This is a genomic window from Bacillus sp. X1(2014) (assembly GCF_007678255.1).
In genome coordinates, this window is the sequence record NZ_VEED01000008.1 from 211056 (window position 1) to 227481 (window position 16426).

13 protein-coding genes and 1 riboswitch are annotated in these 16426 nt (G+C 39.2%); all 13 genes read left to right on the forward strand.

The genetic code is table 11. The annotated features are described in order from the left end of the window. Positions 1-51 precede the first annotated feature (51 nt). The 13 genes from argC to FS608_RS16725 all read left to right on the forward strand — a co-directional run bounded on the left by argC (position 52) and on the right by FS608_RS16725 (position 16259). A complete protein-coding gene (gene argC, locus FS608_RS16665) occupies positions 52-1089 on the forward strand; it encodes an N-acetyl-gamma-glutamyl-phosphate reductase (RefSeq protein ID WP_144552991.1) in 1038 nt (345 codons plus the stop codon). A gap of 57 nt (positions 1090-1146) precedes the next feature. Then, a complete protein-coding gene (gene argJ / locus FS608_RS16670; RefSeq protein ID WP_144552994.1) occupies positions 1147-2376 on the forward strand; it encodes a bifunctional glutamate N-acetyltransferase/amino-acid acetyltransferase ArgJ in 1230 nt (409 codons plus the stop codon). Positions 2377-2391: 15 nt separating this feature from the next. Then, on the forward strand, positions 2392-3189 hold the full coding sequence (argB, locus tag FS608_RS16675) for an acetylglutamate kinase (RefSeq protein WP_144552996.1): 798 nt from the start codon (positions 2392-2394) through the stop codon (positions 3187-3189). Further along, the gene (locus tag FS608_RS16680) at positions 3189-4388 is read left to right on the forward strand and encodes an acetylornithine transaminase (RefSeq protein WP_144552999.1); all 1200 of its coding nucleotides are present in this window, start codon (positions 3189-3191) and stop codon (positions 4386-4388) included. The genes argB and FS608_RS16680 overlap by 1 nt, the downstream gene beginning before the upstream one ends. Before the next feature lie 5 nt (positions 4389-4393). Continuing rightward, positions 4394-5470 carry a carbamoyl phosphate synthase small subunit gene (locus FS608_RS16685; RefSeq protein WP_144553096.1) on the forward strand — a complete coding sequence of 359 codons (1077 nt, stop codon included), beginning with the start codon at positions 4394-4396 and terminating at the stop codon, positions 5468-5470. Continuing rightward, a complete protein-coding gene (gene carB / locus FS608_RS16690; protein ID WP_144553002.1) occupies positions 5457-8684 on the forward strand; it encodes a carbamoyl-phosphate synthase (glutamine-hydrolyzing) large subunit in 3228 nt (1075 codons plus the stop codon). Before FS608_RS16685 ends, carB begins: the two co-directional genes overlap by 14 nt. Beyond that, on the forward strand, positions 8677-9654 hold the full coding sequence (gene argF, locus FS608_RS16695) for an ornithine carbamoyltransferase (protein ID WP_144553004.1): 978 nt from the start codon (positions 8677-8679) through the stop codon (positions 9652-9654). The genes carB and argF overlap by 8 nt, the downstream gene beginning before the upstream one ends. A gap of 85 nt (positions 9655-9739) precedes the next feature. Beyond that, a complete protein-coding gene (locus FS608_RS16700) occupies positions 9740-10951 on the forward strand; it encodes an argininosuccinate synthase (protein ID WP_144553007.1) in 1212 nt (403 codons plus the stop codon). Between the two features lie 62 nt (positions 10952-11013). Further along, complete coding sequence (gene argH, locus FS608_RS16705) at positions 11014-12390, forward strand: argininosuccinate lyase (RefSeq protein ID WP_144553009.1); 1377 nt, start codon at positions 11014-11016, stop codon at positions 12388-12390. A gap of 118 nt (positions 12391-12508) precedes the next feature. Then, complete coding sequence (locus FS608_RS16710; protein ID WP_144553011.1) at positions 12509-13366, forward strand: carbon-nitrogen hydrolase family protein; 858 nt, start codon at positions 12509-12511, stop codon at positions 13364-13366. Positions 13367-13389: 23 nt separating this feature from the next. Then, on the forward strand, positions 13390-14052 hold the full coding sequence (locus FS608_RS16715) for a GNAT family N-acetyltransferase (RefSeq protein WP_144553013.1): 663 nt from the start codon (positions 13390-13392) through the stop codon (positions 14050-14052). Positions 14053-14069: 17 nt separating this feature from the next. Continuing rightward, a complete protein-coding gene (locus FS608_RS16720) occupies positions 14070-14741 on the forward strand; it encodes a GNAT family N-acetyltransferase (protein WP_144553015.1) in 672 nt (223 codons plus the stop codon). Between the two features lie 93 nt (positions 14742-14834). Next, positions 14835-14943: riboswitch (SAM riboswitch) on the forward strand. A 77-nt stretch (positions 14944-15020) separates the two neighbouring features. Next, positions 15021-16259, forward strand: coding sequence for a homoserine dehydrogenase (locus FS608_RS16725; protein WP_144553017.1), 1239 nt, complete (start codon positions 15021-15023; stop codon positions 16257-16259). Positions 16260-16426 lie beyond the last annotated feature (167 nt).

Below are 16426 nucleotides of genomic sequence, written 5' to 3' on the forward strand. Positions count from 1 at the left end.
TATAAGTATGTATAATAATTCATTATAAAAGCAACTTAGGAGTTGGATAAATTGAAGGCTGCAATTATCGGTGGTACTGGATATGGTGCAATTGAGTTAGTGAGGTTAATCAACAAACACCCCATTTTGGAGATTGGTTCAATTGTTTCCAACTCACAATCAGGGTCTAGCTTTAGTGAAATTTATCCTCATCTTTCTGAAATTGCTGAACAACCACTTGAAAAATTTGATGTTGATAGATTGTCTGAAAAAAATGAAATTGTGTTTTTGGCTACACCTTCGGGGGTCAGTAGTAGATATATTCCACAGCTTTTAGAGACTGGTATTAAATGTATTGATTTATCTGGAGATTTCCGGCTCAGGTCGGGTGATATATATGAATCATGGTATAAACATACACCAGCAGAGGATAAATATTTGCAACAAGCAATCTACGGATTAAGTGAAATTTATGCAGAAAAAATAAAGACTGCTAACTTAATAGCTAATCCTGGCTGTTATCCAACTGCAACAACGCTAGGTCTTATACCAGCATTACAAACAAATATGATAGATGAAAAATCGATCATCGTTGATGCAAAATCGGGGGTATCTGGTGCTGGAAGAGGACTTTCCTTAACGGCTCATTACTCCGAAATCAATGAAAACTTAAAAGCTTATAAACTAGGAGCACATCAGCATATTCCTGAAATTGAGCAAGTACTTTCAGATGAAAGTGGGAACCCATTAACGATTTCATTCACTACACATCTTGTACCAATGACAAGAGGAATAATGTGCACGATGTATGTGAATCTTAAAGAAAAAATTTCAACGAAAAAAGTTATAGATTTATATAAACATTTTTATCAAGAATCTCATTTTATAAGAGTGCGTCCTGAAGGGAATATCCCTTCTACAAAAGATGTATCCGGTTCTAATTATTGCGATATCGGCCTGCATGTTGATGAAAGAACAAACAGACTGACAATCATTTCAGTGATAGATAATTTAGTTAAAGGGGCCGCTGGGCAGGCCATCCAAAATGTGAATTTGATGAATGGTTGGGATGAGCGAACGGGGCTCACAGACGTTCCAATGTATCCATAAGAAAATACTACCTTGTTTAATTTGGTGAACGAAGGGAATTTGAAGGGGGAAATTAAATTGACACAAGCAACATCCACAAACGAAATCGTTGTTATAGAAGAAGGTAGTGTTACCTTACCAAAAGGATACAAAGCAGGCGGAATGCACTGTGGAATAAAAAGAAAACGACTTGATTTAGGTTACATCGTTTCAGAGGTTCCTGCAACGGCTGCAGGGGTATATACAACCAACATCTTTCAAGCAGCTCCACTATTAGTTACCCAAGAAAGCATCGCGAAAGAAAACAAGGTTCAAGCCATTATAGTGAACTCTGGAAATGCCAATGCATGTACAGGGGAACAGGGACTACTTGATGCATTCGCGATGCAAAAAAGTTTTGCAAACGAGTTGGGATTACAAGACCATCTCGTAGCTGTTACTTCTACTGGAGTCATCGGAGAACTTTTACCGATGGATAAAGTGTTAACAGGGATAAAACAACTCTTAAATCAAGAGAATCAAGATGAAAATTACTTTAAAAATGCTATCTTAACAACAGATACATGTGTCAAGCATACTGGAGTGCAATTTAAAATTGATGGAAAGACTGTTTCCATTGGAGGAGCATCTAAAGGGTCTGGAATGATTCACCCAAACATGGCCACCATGCTTGGATTTGTCACAACAGATGCAAACATTGCACAAGCAGACCTATTGGCAGCACTTCGAGAGATAACGAATCAAACATTCAATATGATAACCGTTGATGGCGATACAAGTACAAATGACATGGTCCTCGTTATGGCCAATGGATTAGCAGAGAATACTCAACTAACAAAGGATCATCCAGAATGGCCACTTTTCAAACAAGGATTAAAAATTGTTTGTGAGTCACTTGCTAAAAAAATTGCAAGAGATGGTGAAGGGGCTACAAAACTAGTAGAAGTTCAAGTGAATGGCGGCTACAGTCAAAACGCAGCAAGTGCAGTCGGCAAAGCAATTATTTCATCGAACCTTGTTAAAACTGCTATTTATGGTACGGATCCAAACTGGGGTAGAATTGTTACTGCTATTGGCTACAGTGGTGTACCAGTTGAGCCTAACGCAGTAAAAGTGGCAATTGGACCTTTCACAGTATTTGAAAATGGTTTGCCAAGCCACTTTGTTGAGGAAGAAGTAAAGGAATACTTAGAATCGGAAATTGTTAAATTGAGTGTTGAATTAAACCAAGGTGAATATAGCGCTACAGCTTATGGATGCGACTTAACTTATGATTATGTGAAGATCAACGCATCCTACCGCACGTAAGAGGAGGACGAGAAAATGAAATATATAGTCATTAAGTGCGGCGGAAGTGTGTTAGATAATCTCCCAAGGTCCTTTTATGAAGATATTGTTTCACTACATCAATCAGGCGAATGGACACCAATCATTGTTCATGGCGGTGGACCACTAATTACGTCATTATTAAAAAACCTTAATGTTGACACTACATTTGTGAATGGCCTAAGAGTAACCAATCACGAAGTATTAGATATTGTTGAAATGGTATTGAGCGGTTCTGTCAACAAACAAGTTGTCCGAAACATAATTGAAGTTGGGGGAAAGGCGATTGGAATAAGTGGTGTCGATGGCTCCCTATTACAAGCTGAACCAACTGAAAATGCGGATACATTAGGCTTCGTTGGTGAAGTAATTAGCGTCAACCATGAAGTAATTGAAGGAATCATTGCCCAAGGTAATGTTCCTGTAATTTCTCCAGTCGGCATCGATGCTGGCGGACAGCGATATAACATTAATGGCGATATTGCTGCTTCAGCGATTGCCAAAGCATTGGGTGCAAATCTTTGCTTCATTAGTGATATACCTGGAATCTTAGTTGAAAAAGATGGAGCCAAGACAAAACTTGATAAAGTCTCAAAGGCAACCATCGAGGAACTGATCGATAATAAGACTATTTATGGTGGAATGATACCTAAAGTAAAAGCCGCCATTGATGGCCTTGTCCACAAAATTCCTGAAGTTAGTATTATCAATGGATCTGAAAAAAGCAGTTTAATAGATTATACGAACGGTAAAATGACCGGAACTAAAATTGTCTTAGAAGAGGGGATCGCGTAATGTCAATCAATAATTCCACCTCCCTGACCTCGCCAGTGATGGCGACATACAGCCGTTTCCCTGTCACACTTGTTAAAGGAAAAGGGAGCTATGTTTGGGATGAACAGGGAGCACAATATTTAGATTTCACTTCGGGTATTGCCACCTGTAACCTAGGGCATGTCCCTGATGTTGTAAAGAATGCACTTGAGGAGCAATTACAAAATCTGTGGCATTGTTCAAACCTCTATAATATCCCAAATCAGGAGAAGCTGGCGGCGCTTCTAACGGGTAATAGCTGCGGTGACCAGGTTTTCTTTTGTAATAGTGGAGCCGAAGCTAATGAGGCAGCGATTAAATTAGCAAGAAGATATGCCAACAAAGTGAAAGGAAAGGAAGCACCTGAAATTGTCACCTTTCAGCAATCCTTTCATGGGAGGACCCTAGCAACCCTATCAGCTACAGGACAAGAAAAAATCCAGCAGGGATTTTTTCCGTTAGTATCAGGGTTTAGTTATCTGCCATTTAATGATGAAGAAGCGCTGGAGTTGCTTTATACGATTGAGCCTGCAGCTGTTCTCCTAGAACTCGTTCAAGGTGAAGGTGGAGTCATTCCTGCAAACCCTGAATGGGTCAAAAAGGTAGCGAAGATTTGTAAGGAAAGAGAAATACTCCTGATGGTTGACGAAATCCAAACAGGGATTGGCAGAACAGGTACACTCTTTGCTTATGAACAATACGGAATTGAGCCCGATGTCATTAGTATCGCCAAAGGTCTTGGCTCAGGTTTTCCGATTGGAGCGATTATCGCAAAAGAAGAGGCAGCCAAAGGCTTTGATCCAGGCAGTCATGGCAGTACTTTTGGAGGGAACCCATTAGCCACAGCTGCTGGAGTCGCAACGGTTACACATATACATGACACGAACATATTAAATCAAGCAAACGAAATGGCTTCATACTTAGATAAAAAACTGCTTGTCTTGAAGGAAGAGTACTCATTTATAAAAGACATTCGCGGACTTGGCCTGTTAAAAGGAATCGTTGTTGAAACGAATGCTCTAGAAATCGTTCAAAAAGCACTAGAAAACAACCTTCTGATCCTTACAGCTGGTCCAAATGTGGTAAGGATTTTACCACCGTTAACTGTCACAACAGAAGAAATAAATGAATTTATTAAAGCATTGGAAAAAACTTTCCAAAGTGTTGAGAAAGGCGCGTGAGTAGTTTGCAGAATGGATACCTTACTTTGGAAACGGGCGAAGTCTTTGAAGGAGTACTAATTGGTGCCGAAAAAGATTCTCTCGGGGAAGTGGTTTTTAATACTAGCATGACGGGGTATCAAGAGATTATCACCGATCCTTCTTACGCTGGACAAATCATTACATTTTGTTATCCGATCATCGGAAATTATGGAATAAATGCAATTGACAATGAAAGTATCTCTCCAGCTTTGTCTGGGGTCATCATCGGTGATTTATGTGAAACCCCAAGCCATTATCAATCCATCAATAAATTTTCTGAAAATCTTAAAGATGCAGGGGTTCCAGGGATTGCGAATGTCGATACTCGACTTTTAGTAAAAACTATTCGCAGCCGCGGGACTGTAAAAGGGTATTTAAGCAAAACAAAGAATAACGAAAATTTAGAATCAGATAATCGTTCATTTTGGGTAGAGAAGGTATCAACCAAAAAAATTCAATCTTTCAAAAACAACGGTCCGCATGTGGTGTTAATGGATTTTGGATATAAAAAGTCGATTCTTAACGCCCTGCTAGATGAAAACTGTGCGGTTACCATTGTTCCATATAATACGTCTTATGAAAAAATAAAATCATTGAATCCAGATGGAGTCCTGTTCAGTAATGGTCCTGGAGATCCGATGGATTTAAAAAAATGGTTTCCAGAAATTAAAAAGATTAGCCAAAACTATCCAACACTGGGAATTTGTCTGGGGCATCAATTAATAGCTTTAGCTTACGGAGCAAAAACAACAAAACTTGCTTATGGACATCGCGGCGGCAATCATCCAGTAAAAGAACTATTTACTGGGAAGGTAAAAATCACTGCACAAAACCATGGCTATGTTGTGGTTGATGAAAGTATAGACAACAAAGTATTTGATGTCACTTACCGTAATGTAAATGATCGTTCAATTGAAGGTTTGAAGCATAAGAATTTTCCGATTCAAACCGTACAATTTCATCCTGAAGCCCATCCGGGGCCAAGCGATACAGAGTATATCTTAAAAGATTTCGTAAGTCAGATAGCATCAATGGGAGAGACAGTATATGCCATTAAATAAAACCTTAAAAAAAGTACTAGTGATTGGATCAGGTCCAATTGTTATTGGGCAGGCTGCAGAATTTGACTATGCAGGTACACAAGCATGTATTGCCTTGAGAGAAGAAGGCATTGAAGTTGTTTTAATTAATAATAACCCGGCAACCATCATGACGGATGAAGCGGTTGCTGATAAGGTATATATTGAACCGCTTAATGTGGAGACCATTGAAAAAATTATCAAGAAAGAAAAACCAGACGGAATTATTGGCACCTTAGGAGGCCAAACCGGCTTAAATTTAACCGTTGAACTTTACGAACAAAATATTTTAAGTAAATACAATGTGGAATTATTAGGAACTTCTGTCGAATCCATAAAAAATGGCGAGGATAGAGAAAAGTTTCGCAGTTTGATGCTTGAAATTGGAGAGCCCATTCCTGAATCAGCTATTATTCACAGCTTCGAGGAAGGGGTATCTTTCGTTAAAGAAATTGGATTTCCAGTGATTATTCGTCCTGCATATACACTTGGAGGAGATGGCGGCGGCTTTGCTTATAATGAAGAAGAATTTGAAACAGTTCTAAAAAAAGGCTTAGCAGCAAGCCCAATTCATCAAGTATTAGTAGAAAGAAGTATTAAAGGCTGGAAAGAAGTTGAATATGAGGTTATGAGAGATGCAAATGATACCTGCATCATTGTTTGCAATATGGAAAATATGGACCCAGTTGGCGTTCATACAGGTGACTCGATTGTAGTCGCTCCATCGCAAACATTAACAGATGTCCAGTATCAAATGCTTCGTGATTCTTCAATAAAAGTAATTAAAGAATTAAAGATCATCGGTGGCTGTAACATCCAGTTTGCACTGCATCCAGCATCGAATCAATATTATATTATCGAAGTAAATCCGCGGGTGAGCCGTTCATCAGCACTTGCATCCAAAGCAACTGGTTATCCCATTGCACGGATGGCAGCGAAATGTGCGATTGGGTATCATTTGGATGAAATTGTGAATCCGATAACAGGTAATACGTTTGCCTCATTTGAGCCAGCGATTGATTATATTGTGGTGAAACTGCCTCGCTTCCCTTTTGACAAATTTCCTGAAGCAGATCGTACCTTAGGAACGCAAATGAAGGCGACTGGGGAAGTAATGGCGATTGATCGGACCTTTGAAGGAGCCTTAAACAAGGCTATTCGCTCGATGGAAATGAATGTCTATGGGCTTTGTCTCGAGGGAAATAAAACAATGGAAGAAGAGACCTTAATTGGACTTCTTAAACAAGCGAATGACCAGAGACTTTTTATCATTGCAGAATCATTTAGAAGAGGAATTTCCCTTGAAAAGGTTCAACAAATTACCGAGATTGATCCATGGTTTTTGCACAAAATTAGCTCAATCGTTACGTTAGAAACAGAATTGGCTTCCTATAACTGGAATGATGTTCCTGTTTCCTTGCTTAAAGAGGCAAAACGAAATAATGTCGCCGATAAGCTATTATCTCAAATATATGCCATTCCAGAGAAACAAGTAAGAAGCAAGTGGAAAGAACTGAACTGGAAACCAGGCTATAAGATGGTGGATACTTGTTCGGCAGAATTCGATGCCGTCACTCCTTACTATTATTCTACCTGGCATGGATTTGACGAGGTTGAGGTAACAAGCAAGAAAAAGATTCTTGTTATTGGCTCAGGTCCGATTCGAATCGGCCAAGGAATTGAATTTGATTACTGTTCGGTGCATGCAGCAAAAGCAATCAAGAAAAAGGGATACGAAGCAGTGGTTATCAATAATAACCCTGAGACAGTGAGTACCGATTATTCTGTTGCGGACCGCCTTTATTTTGAACCACTCGCTGCTGAGGACGTGCTTCATGTCATCGAAAAAGAAAAGGTCGACGGTGTATTGATCCAGTTTGGCGGTCAAACGGCCATTAATATCGCTCATGCATTAGAAGAAGAGGGAGTAAAAATCTTAGGCACGACCGTGGAAAATGTCGATCGTTTAGAAGATCGAAAAGAATTCTATCAGCTGTTAGAGGATTTAAGTATTCCGCATATTGAAGGACAAACCGTTGCACATCCCGAAGAACTGAAACAAGCAGCGGCTGCGTTAGGATATCCAGTATTAGTGAGACCATCCTATGTCATAGGCGGCCAATCGATGTTTACGATTTTTTCAGAAGCGGAATTGAACCAATATATAGCGCAGCTTGAGAAGAATTCGCAAGCTTCCATGTGGCCTTTATTAGTAGATAAATATTTACCTGGACTAGAATGCGAGATTGATGTCATCTGTGATGGGGAAAATATCGTCGTACCAGGAATTTTTGAACATATCGAAAAAGCTGGTGTTCATTCTGGTGACAGTATTTCAGTGTTCCCGCCGGTGTCACTTTCAGAAAAAGTGAAAGAAACATTAATTGATTACGCCGGGAAAATCGCTAACTCAGCACCGGTAATTGGAATCATGAACATTCAATTTGTAATCTATCAAGAACAGGTGAATGTACTTGAAGTCAATCCTCGTTCATCAAGAACGGTACCAATTATGAGCAAGGTCACAGGAATACCGATGATCGAATGGGCGACGCGTGTTCAATTAGGAGAAACACTCAGCGATTTATGTTCAACAAAAGGACTGATGGATGAACCAGATTATTTTTCGGTTAAATCACCGGTGTTTTCATCTAGTAAACTTAAAGGTGTCGACCATGTTCTCGGACCTGAAATGAAATCTACAGGTGAAGCACTTGGTATGGGAGTAACCTATCAAGAGGCTCTCGAAAAATCAATTCCATCCCTAGGCGGTCAATCAGAGGAACATTATCTTTTTTGTTCCATCGCCGATCGAGATAAGCAAGCGTCACTTCCAATAATGCAAAAACTTGTAAAAAAACAATACAAGATTGCTGCGACAGAAGGGACAGCTGCCTATTTTCAAGACAATGGAATACATGTTGAAAAAGTAATTAAGAGCGATGATGAAGTCCTTAATCTTTTCCGAAACCAGTCCATGAAGGCTGTAATTAATATACCAAATCAAGGTAGGAATAAAATTAAATTTGGGTTCCAGATTCGCGAACATGCTGTTCGTTACAAAGTACCTGTTTTTACACACTTAGATACAATTGAAGCGATCATTGGCCTTGAAAAAGGGGCGCGATCCGATTTTGGGGTACGATCTGTGAATGAATTTTACAAGTTAGAAGAGAGAGGTGCCGTTCATGGGTGAGGCCATTAATTTATTTGAAATTAGTAATAAAACTGTTCAGAAGCTGAAAGGAAAAGACTTCCTACAGCTTTCTGATTTCAGTACAGATCAAATCCTCTATCTTTTAAACGAAGCGGTAGAGATGAAGAAACTCCAAAAACAAGGCAAACCACATCCGTATTTAGCCGGAAAGGTTTTAGGAATGATTTTTGAAAAATCCTCAACCCGTACAAGAGTATCATTTGAAGTAGGAATGCTGCAGCTCGGAGGACATGCGATATTTCTAAGTTCAAAAGATATCCAATTAGGTAGAGGAGAAAGCATATCAGATACGGCTAAAGTGTTGTCCCGTTATGTCGATGGATTAATGATTCGAACTTTTTCACATGATTCGGTAGAGGAATTAGCTGAACATGCAACAGTACCGGTCATTAATGGCTTAACCGATCTTCAACACCCAACTCAAGTGTTGGCAGATCTATTAACAATACTTGAACATAAAGGGAAATTAGCCGGCTTAAAGCTATGCTATATCGGGGACGGTAATAACAATATGGCCCATTCGTTAATGGAGGGTGCCATGAAAGTCGGCATGGATATTAGCATTGCTAGTCCACCAGGCTATTTGCCTAATGGAAAAATAACCGAAGATGCTATCAAAGTGGGAAAACAAACTGGATGTTCACTGATAATTACAAATGATCCCCAAGAAGCGATTAAAGGTGCAGATGTCGTTGTAACAGATGTGTGGACCAGCATGGGGCAGGAAGAAGAAACGGAAAAGAGATTGAAGGCATTCCAAGGTTTCCAAGTAAATGAAGAACTGTGCAAGTTTGCAAAAGATGATTATATCTTTTTACATTGTTTGCCGGCACACCGTGGCGAAGAAGTAACAGCAGAGGTCATTGATGGTCCTCAATCAGTTGTTTTTGATGAAGCTGAGAACCGCCTGCATGCTCAAAAAGCAATTTTAAAACTTTTACTAGAATAATAGTTTCACTTTCTATGGAACTTGGTGTATAATAATTCTATCGGTTGGATAAAAATACATTGATAGTAAGAGGAGAATTATAAAAATGACAAAAGAAAAAATCGTTCTAGCCTATTCAGGCGGTTTAGATACATCTGTATCAGTAAAATGGATACAAGAAAAATATGGTTACGATGTGATTGCATTAGGTCTCGATGTCGGTGAAGGAAAAGACCTAGAGGCAATTAAAAATAAAGCACTGAATGTTGGTGCGGTAAAAGCCTATATGATCGATGCAAAAGAATTATTAGCAAAAGAATATATTTTACCTGCCTTAAAAGCGAATTGTTTATATGAAGGGAAATATCCATTATCATCAGCCCTTTCTCGCCCATTAATCTCTAAATTATTAGTGGAGGTAGCAGAAAAAGAGGGAGCTACTGCTGTAGCCCATGGATGTACGGGGAAAGGAAATGACCAAGTTCGTTTTGAAGTTTCCATTCAAGCTTTAAACCCAAGCCTAAAGGTCGTTGCCCCTGTTCGTGAATGGGGAATGACTCGTGACGAAGAAATCAAATATGCTGAGGAAAACGGTATTCCAATTCCCGTTGATTTAGATAACCCGTTCTCAATTGATGCCAACATTTGGGGCCGTGCATGTGAGGCAGGAGTGTTGGAAGATCCGTGGGCTGAGGCACCAGAAGCAGCCTTCGATTGGACGAATCCGATTGAGTTAACTCCTGATGAGGCTGAATATGTTGAAATAGAATTTGAACAGGGCGTACCAGTAGCTCTTAACGGTGAAAAACTTCCGCTTGTACAATTAATTGAAACTATCAATGCCCTTGGCGGCAAACACGGTGTAGGCCGTATCGACCATATCGAAAATAGATTAGTGGGGATTAAATCTCGTGAAGTCTATGAAAATCCTGCTGCACTCATTTTAATCAATGCTCATAAAGAATTAGAGTTTTTAACCTTAACTCGTGAGGTATCTCAATTTAAAACACAAGTTGAACAGCAAATGGCTAAAATCATTTATGAAGGACTTTGGTATTCTCCTATCAAACCAGCACTTGATGCGTTTATTGATGAAACGCAAAAGACGGTTACAGGTACCATCCGCGTCAAGCTTCATAAAGGGAATCATACGGTTGTAGGTAGAAAGTCTCCATTCAGCCTATACAATGAGGAACTTGCAACATACTCAAAGGGCGATGCGTTTGATCATAATGCAGCCGTAGGATTTATTAAAATTTGGGGTTTACCGACAAAGGTTAATTCAGAAGTGAATAAAAAGGAATCTATTTTAAAATAATTCGGATTGCCCTCGAGTCCTTTTCGAGGGCTCTGTTGTTAGGGGTTAAGGAGGAACACTACATGTCTAAGTTATGGGGCGGCCGTTTTACAAAAGAAACCAATAAGCTAGTAGAGGAATTCACAGCCTCAATATCTTTTGATCAAAAGTTAGCTAAAGAGGATATTGCTGGAAGCCTCGCTCATGTGCAAATGCTGGGGGAGTGTGGCATTATTCCCGTGGAGGATGCCGAGAAAATTAAGGATGGTCTTCTCACCATAAAAAAGCTGGTTGATAATAATCAGGTTGAATTTTTAGTTGAAGATGAAGATATCCATATGAATATTGAAAAACTATTAATTGAAAAAATCGGTCCTGTCGGTGGGAAACTTCATACAGGTCGCAGTCGTAATGATCAGGTGGCTACCGATATGCATCTGTATTTAAGAACAAAAACGACGGAACTTATTAAGTTAGTAGAAGATGTTCAACAGGCATTAATCAAGCAGGCGAAAGAGAATGTCCAAACCTTAATTCCTGGATATACACATTTGCAGCGAGCCCAGCCTGTCTCCTTCGCCCATCATTTAATGGCGTATTTTTGGATGTTTGAACGTGATAAAGAGCGATTGATTGATAGTTTGAAGCGTATCAATTGGCTCCCGCTTGGTTCAGGGGCATTGGCAGGAACAACATTTCCGATTAACCGCGAACGTGTCGCTGAATTGTTAGGGTTTGAAACAGTTTATCCAAATAGTATGGATGCTGTTAGTGATCGTGACTTTATTCTTGAATTTTTATCAATCGGTTCGATTATCATGACTCATATTTCCAGATTATCAGAAGAACTTGTCATTTGGTCAAGTCAGGAGTTTCAGTTTGTGGAACTGGACGATTCCTTCTGCACAGGGTCAAGTATTATGCCGCAAAAGAAAAATCCAGATGTACCAGAGCTTCTTCGTGGGAAAACAGGACGTACCTATGGTAATTTAATTGGTTTGCTGACCGTTCTTAAAGGCTTACCTCTCGCTTATAACAAGGATTTACAAGAAGATAAGGAAGGTATGTTTGATACCGTTGAAACGTTGGAAGGTTCTTTAATGTTATTAGCGCCGATGATTGAAACCATGACGGTTAATAAAGATATCATGCGTAAGGCTATTAACAATGATTTTTCTAATGCTACAGATATTGCCGATTACTTGGTGAGAAAAGGTTTGCCTTTCCGTGATGCTCATGAAGTGATTGGAAAAATTGTTTTATATGCGATCCAGAATAACAAATTTTTGCTGGATTTGAGCTTCGATGAATATCAAAACTTTAGTCCATTATTTGAGGAAGATATTTATGCGGTATTAGCTCCAGAGCATGTGGTGGCAGTTCGAAACAGCTTTGGTGGAACATCACCAGAGCAAGTTGAGAAGCAAATCAAGCTAGCAGAGGGAAAACTGCAGCGATAAAAATGAAATTATAGAAGCCTGCCATTTGGCAGGCTTTTAATTTGAATAAATTGTATTAATTACGAAAATATTAGATAATCTCTTTATGAGAAATTTTTACAATGAGTGGAGGGAAATAATGAAAATTCGTGTTTCTGCCGTGCAGTACCATCTACATTCTGCTCAATCCTTTGAGGAATTTGCATCACAATGTGAACACTACATAAAAACCGCGGAGGAATTTGGGGCAGAGTTTGTCCTTTTTCCAGAGTTCTTTACTACCCAGCTATTATCGATTGGTAATGGACAAGGGCAAAGTCTAAGCATCAATGATCTGCCGAGATTTACTGAGCAATATAGAGAACTATTTTCTAATTTTGCCAAAAATACAAACATGCATATTATTGCTGGAACGCACGTGATTGAAAAGGATGGCAAGCTGTATAATACTGCTCATTTATTTTATCCAGATGGGAGGATTGGTGAGCAGGCAAAACTCCATATTACACCGACCGAAGTCAATGAATGGAATATGGCACCAGGGGATTCCTTTCAAATCTTTGAAACAGAAAAAGGAAAAATCGCCCTCCTTACTTGTTATGATATTGAATTCCCTGAAATCGTGCGGATGGCAAAGGCCAAGGGTGCTGATATAATTTTCTGTCCATCCTGTACAGATGATCGGCATGGTTTTCACCGTGTCCGCTATACCAGCCATGCACGGGCAATCGAGAATCAAATATATGTGGTCTTAACAGGAACAGTTGGTTCATTGCCGACCGTTGACTTTATGCGCGCTAATTTTGGTCAAGCGGTAATCATTACTCCAAACGATATTCCATTTCCACCTAAAGGTATATTGGTGGAGGGTGAAATTAATAATGACATGATTGTGACGGGTGACCTGGATCTAGATTTGTTATATGAAGTGAGAGAACGAGGATCGGTTACAACCTGGCGTGATCGCAGAACTGATTTATACACAGACTGGGAATAGTGAACAGAAGGGGTGGGTTTAGTATGTATCGAAGTGAATTTTACGTCTTTGACCAAGAACGACCTGTACCGGTTATCATTCGTAATTATTCAAAACAGGATTTTGACGATCTTATTAAGATTCAATCCGAGTGCTTCCCACCTCCTTTTCCGTCAGAGTTATGGTGGAATAAAGAGCAATTAACCAATCATGTGGCCCTGTTTCCAGAAGGGGCTTTATGTATTGAAGTGGATGGTGAATTAGCAGGCTCGTTAACAGGCTTAATTACGGACTTTGACCCAAGTGATAAAAACCATACGTGGGAAGAAATCACTGACCATGGATATATTCGAAACCATCAGCCAAGGGGGAATACCTTGTACATCGTTGATATCAGTGTCCGCCCCAGGTACCGTAAACTAGGGTTAGGAAAATTGATGATGCATGCGATGTACCATGTAGTGATCGAGGAAGGTTTAGAACGATTACTAGGCGGCGGAAGAATGCCGGGATATCATAAAGCAGCCAACCACATGACACCAGAGCAATATTTAGCATCTACCATTAAAGGAGATTTAAAGGATCCTGTTATTACTTTCTTACTGCGCTGTGGCCGTGTGCCAGTAGGTATTGTAGAAAACTATCTAGAGGATGAAGAATCCTGCGATTATGCGGTATTAATGGAATGGAAAAACCCTTTTAAATGAATAGGAGGTACATCGGAATGGATTATATTAGAATCACGAATATAGATGATCCGAATTTTAGAAAGCTTCATAACTTAATGGGAGAAATTTTCCCCCCTGAAGAAGTGCTGGAGTATGAGCTATGGAAAGAGCCATTAGAAGACCCGAGTATTCGCGTATTTGTAGCAGTCGATGGTGATAAAGTCTTAGGTGCAACTGAATACCGGTACTATCCTGATTGGAATATTGCCATGACAGATTTTACAATCATCAGTAAACCTGGCCACAGTCTTGGTCGATTTTTAGCTAAAAACCGATTAAAGGATTTACAACAATTAGCCAACGAAAATGGAAAAGATCTATATGGAATGTTTGCAGAAATATACGATCCGTACAGGGTGGAACATCACGAATTTGGCGGCGTAAAGGTTATGGATCCTTTTGTGCGACGTGAAGTCCTTTCCCATCTGGGGTACATGCGCATTGATATTTCGTATGTTCATCCTTCTTGGGAAAACAATGGGGAAGCCGTAACAGGGCTTGATTTATGTTTCATGCCAATAGATGAAAATATAGATACATTACCGGCAAATCTAGTAAAGGATTTCCTAACGACCTATTATTCCATTCTTTCAAATAAACCGAAGGAGTGGTTAGAAATGATAGACCTTCTGGGGGACAAGGGAGAAGTAACTCTGTTACCTCTGTAAAAAAAAGAAATTTCAAATAATATTGACAACTACAAAGGATTCAACTAGAATTCTTTTTATAACTTGGAATTTTAATGAAACAACTACATAAAACTCTTATCCAGAGCGGCGGAGGGACTAGGCCCGATGAAGCCCGGCAACCATCAAGGTAATTCTTGAAAAGGTGCTAATTCCTGCAGGTTATTTACCTGACAGATAAGAGGAGGAAACTAACCCTCTTCTTATGAAGAGGGTTTTTTCTATTTGGCCATGTCTAATATAAATGAAGGGTGGATTAACATGTCTGTAATAAAAGTAGCAATACTAGGTTTCGGAACAGTCGGTGAAGGTGTTTATAGAACGATACAATCCCATGCTCAAGAACTTGAGGGAGTATTAGGAAAAAGGGTCGAAGTTGCAGCCGTACTAATTAGAAATAAGCATAAAAAGAGAGATATTAATGAAGATGTATTAGTCACTGCAGATTTCAATGAAATTTTAAGTCTTCCTCAACTTGATGTTATTGTCGAAGCAATTGTCAATAAAGAACCCACTTTTACATTTATAAAACAAGCGATTCAAAGAGGGTGCCACATAATTACTGCTAATAAAGAAATGTTTGCACACCACGGGAATGACCTGCTCGAGTTAGCTAAGCAGCATAATGTTTCAGTAGGTTACGAAGCGACAGTTGCGGGTGGTATACCTGTTATTCAAACCTTAAGGCAGTTATTAAATGTAAACCGTGTTCATCACGTGCAAGGAATACTAAATGGAACATCGAATTTCATCTTAACGGAAATGCGTGAGAAGAAGCAGTCATTTGCTGACGCCTTAAGTCAAGCACAAGCAAAGGGGTTTGCTGAAGCAGACCCAACCAATGATGTGGAGGGCTTTGATGCTTTTTATAAAACAATGATTCTTAGCAGAATTGCATTTGGTGAGGAACCAAATTGGGAGGATGTTGAACGGGAAGGGATTACCTCAATTACAAGTGAATTAATCGAGGCGGCTGAAAGACTTGGTCTTAGGTTTAAACATATTGCAAGTATAAGTAAGAAAGGTGATCAAATTAAGGCCGCTGTTAGACCTGTCCTTGTTGGAAAGGATCATCCTTTTTATTCTATTGAAGGGGTAGAAAATGCCGTAAATGTTTACACAGATCTTGTTGGTAGTATTACATTACAAGGACCAGGTGCTGGCATGTTTCCAACAGCAAGTGCAGCAATCGAAGATTTAGTCTATGTCTGTCAAAATAAGCTGACAAATAAGTATTTCACAAAGACCCCAGCAATTCATTTAGGAGATAAAAAAGAGCATGCAGATGAATTATGGATAATTCAAGGTCTCACAAAAGATTATAACAACCCACTAATTAAATGGATTACTCAACCTAGTGAGGAGACAGCAATTATCCGGGCAAATACTGAGTTAATTAAACAGTTAATTAGTGATCAGAACGTAAAGTGCTGCTTTCAAATTTTAGGGGAGTATGAAAAAGAAAGCAATGATAAAGAAGTAACATTAGCTGCCATATAAGTTAAAAAATAAGTAATTATTCCGTAAAAAAGAGCGCATGAGCTCTTTTTTTTATGAACTTCTATTCTCCTAATTGGAGGGAATCAACAAATAGCTAAAAAAATTAAATAAAGCAACCTATAAATGGGGATAAGTTTAGTCAAAATCAAATGGTATTCATATTGTGT

Bases quoted from the DNA above. Each gene is read 5' to 3' on its own strand.
- argB (WP_144552996.1), top strand. From the start codon at position 2,392: ATGAAATATATAGTCATTAAGTGCGGCGGAAGTGTGTTAGATAATCTC.
- FS608_RS16700 (WP_144553007.1), top strand. From the start codon at position 9,740: ATGACAAAAGAAAAAATCGTTCTAGCCTATTCAGGCGGTTTAGATACA.
- FS608_RS16680 (WP_144552999.1), top strand. From the start codon at position 3,189: ATGTCAATCAATAATTCCACCTCCCTGACCTCGCCAGTGATGGCGACA.
- FS608_RS16720 (WP_144553015.1), top strand. From the start codon at position 14,070: ATGGATTATATTAGAATCACGAATATAGATGATCCGAATTTTAGAAAG.
- argH (WP_144553009.1), top strand. From the start codon at position 11,014: ATGTCTAAGTTATGGGGCGGCCGTTTTACAAAAGAAACCAATAAGCTA.
- FS608_RS16710 (WP_144553011.1), top strand. From the start codon at position 12,509: ATGAAAATTCGTGTTTCTGCCGTGCAGTACCATCTACATTCTGCTCAA.
- argF (WP_144553004.1), top strand. From the start codon at position 8,677: ATGGGTGAGGCCATTAATTTATTTGAAATTAGTAATAAAACTGTTCAG.
- carB (WP_144553002.1), top strand. From the start codon at position 5,457: ATGCCATTAAATAAAACCTTAAAAAAAGTACTAGTGATTGGATCAGGT.
- FS608_RS16725 (WP_144553017.1), top strand. From the start codon at position 15,021: ATGTCTGTAATAAAAGTAGCAATACTAGGTTTCGGAACAGTCGGTGAA.
- FS608_RS16715 (WP_144553013.1), top strand. From the start codon at position 13,390: ATGTATCGAAGTGAATTTTACGTCTTTGACCAAGAACGACCTGTACCG.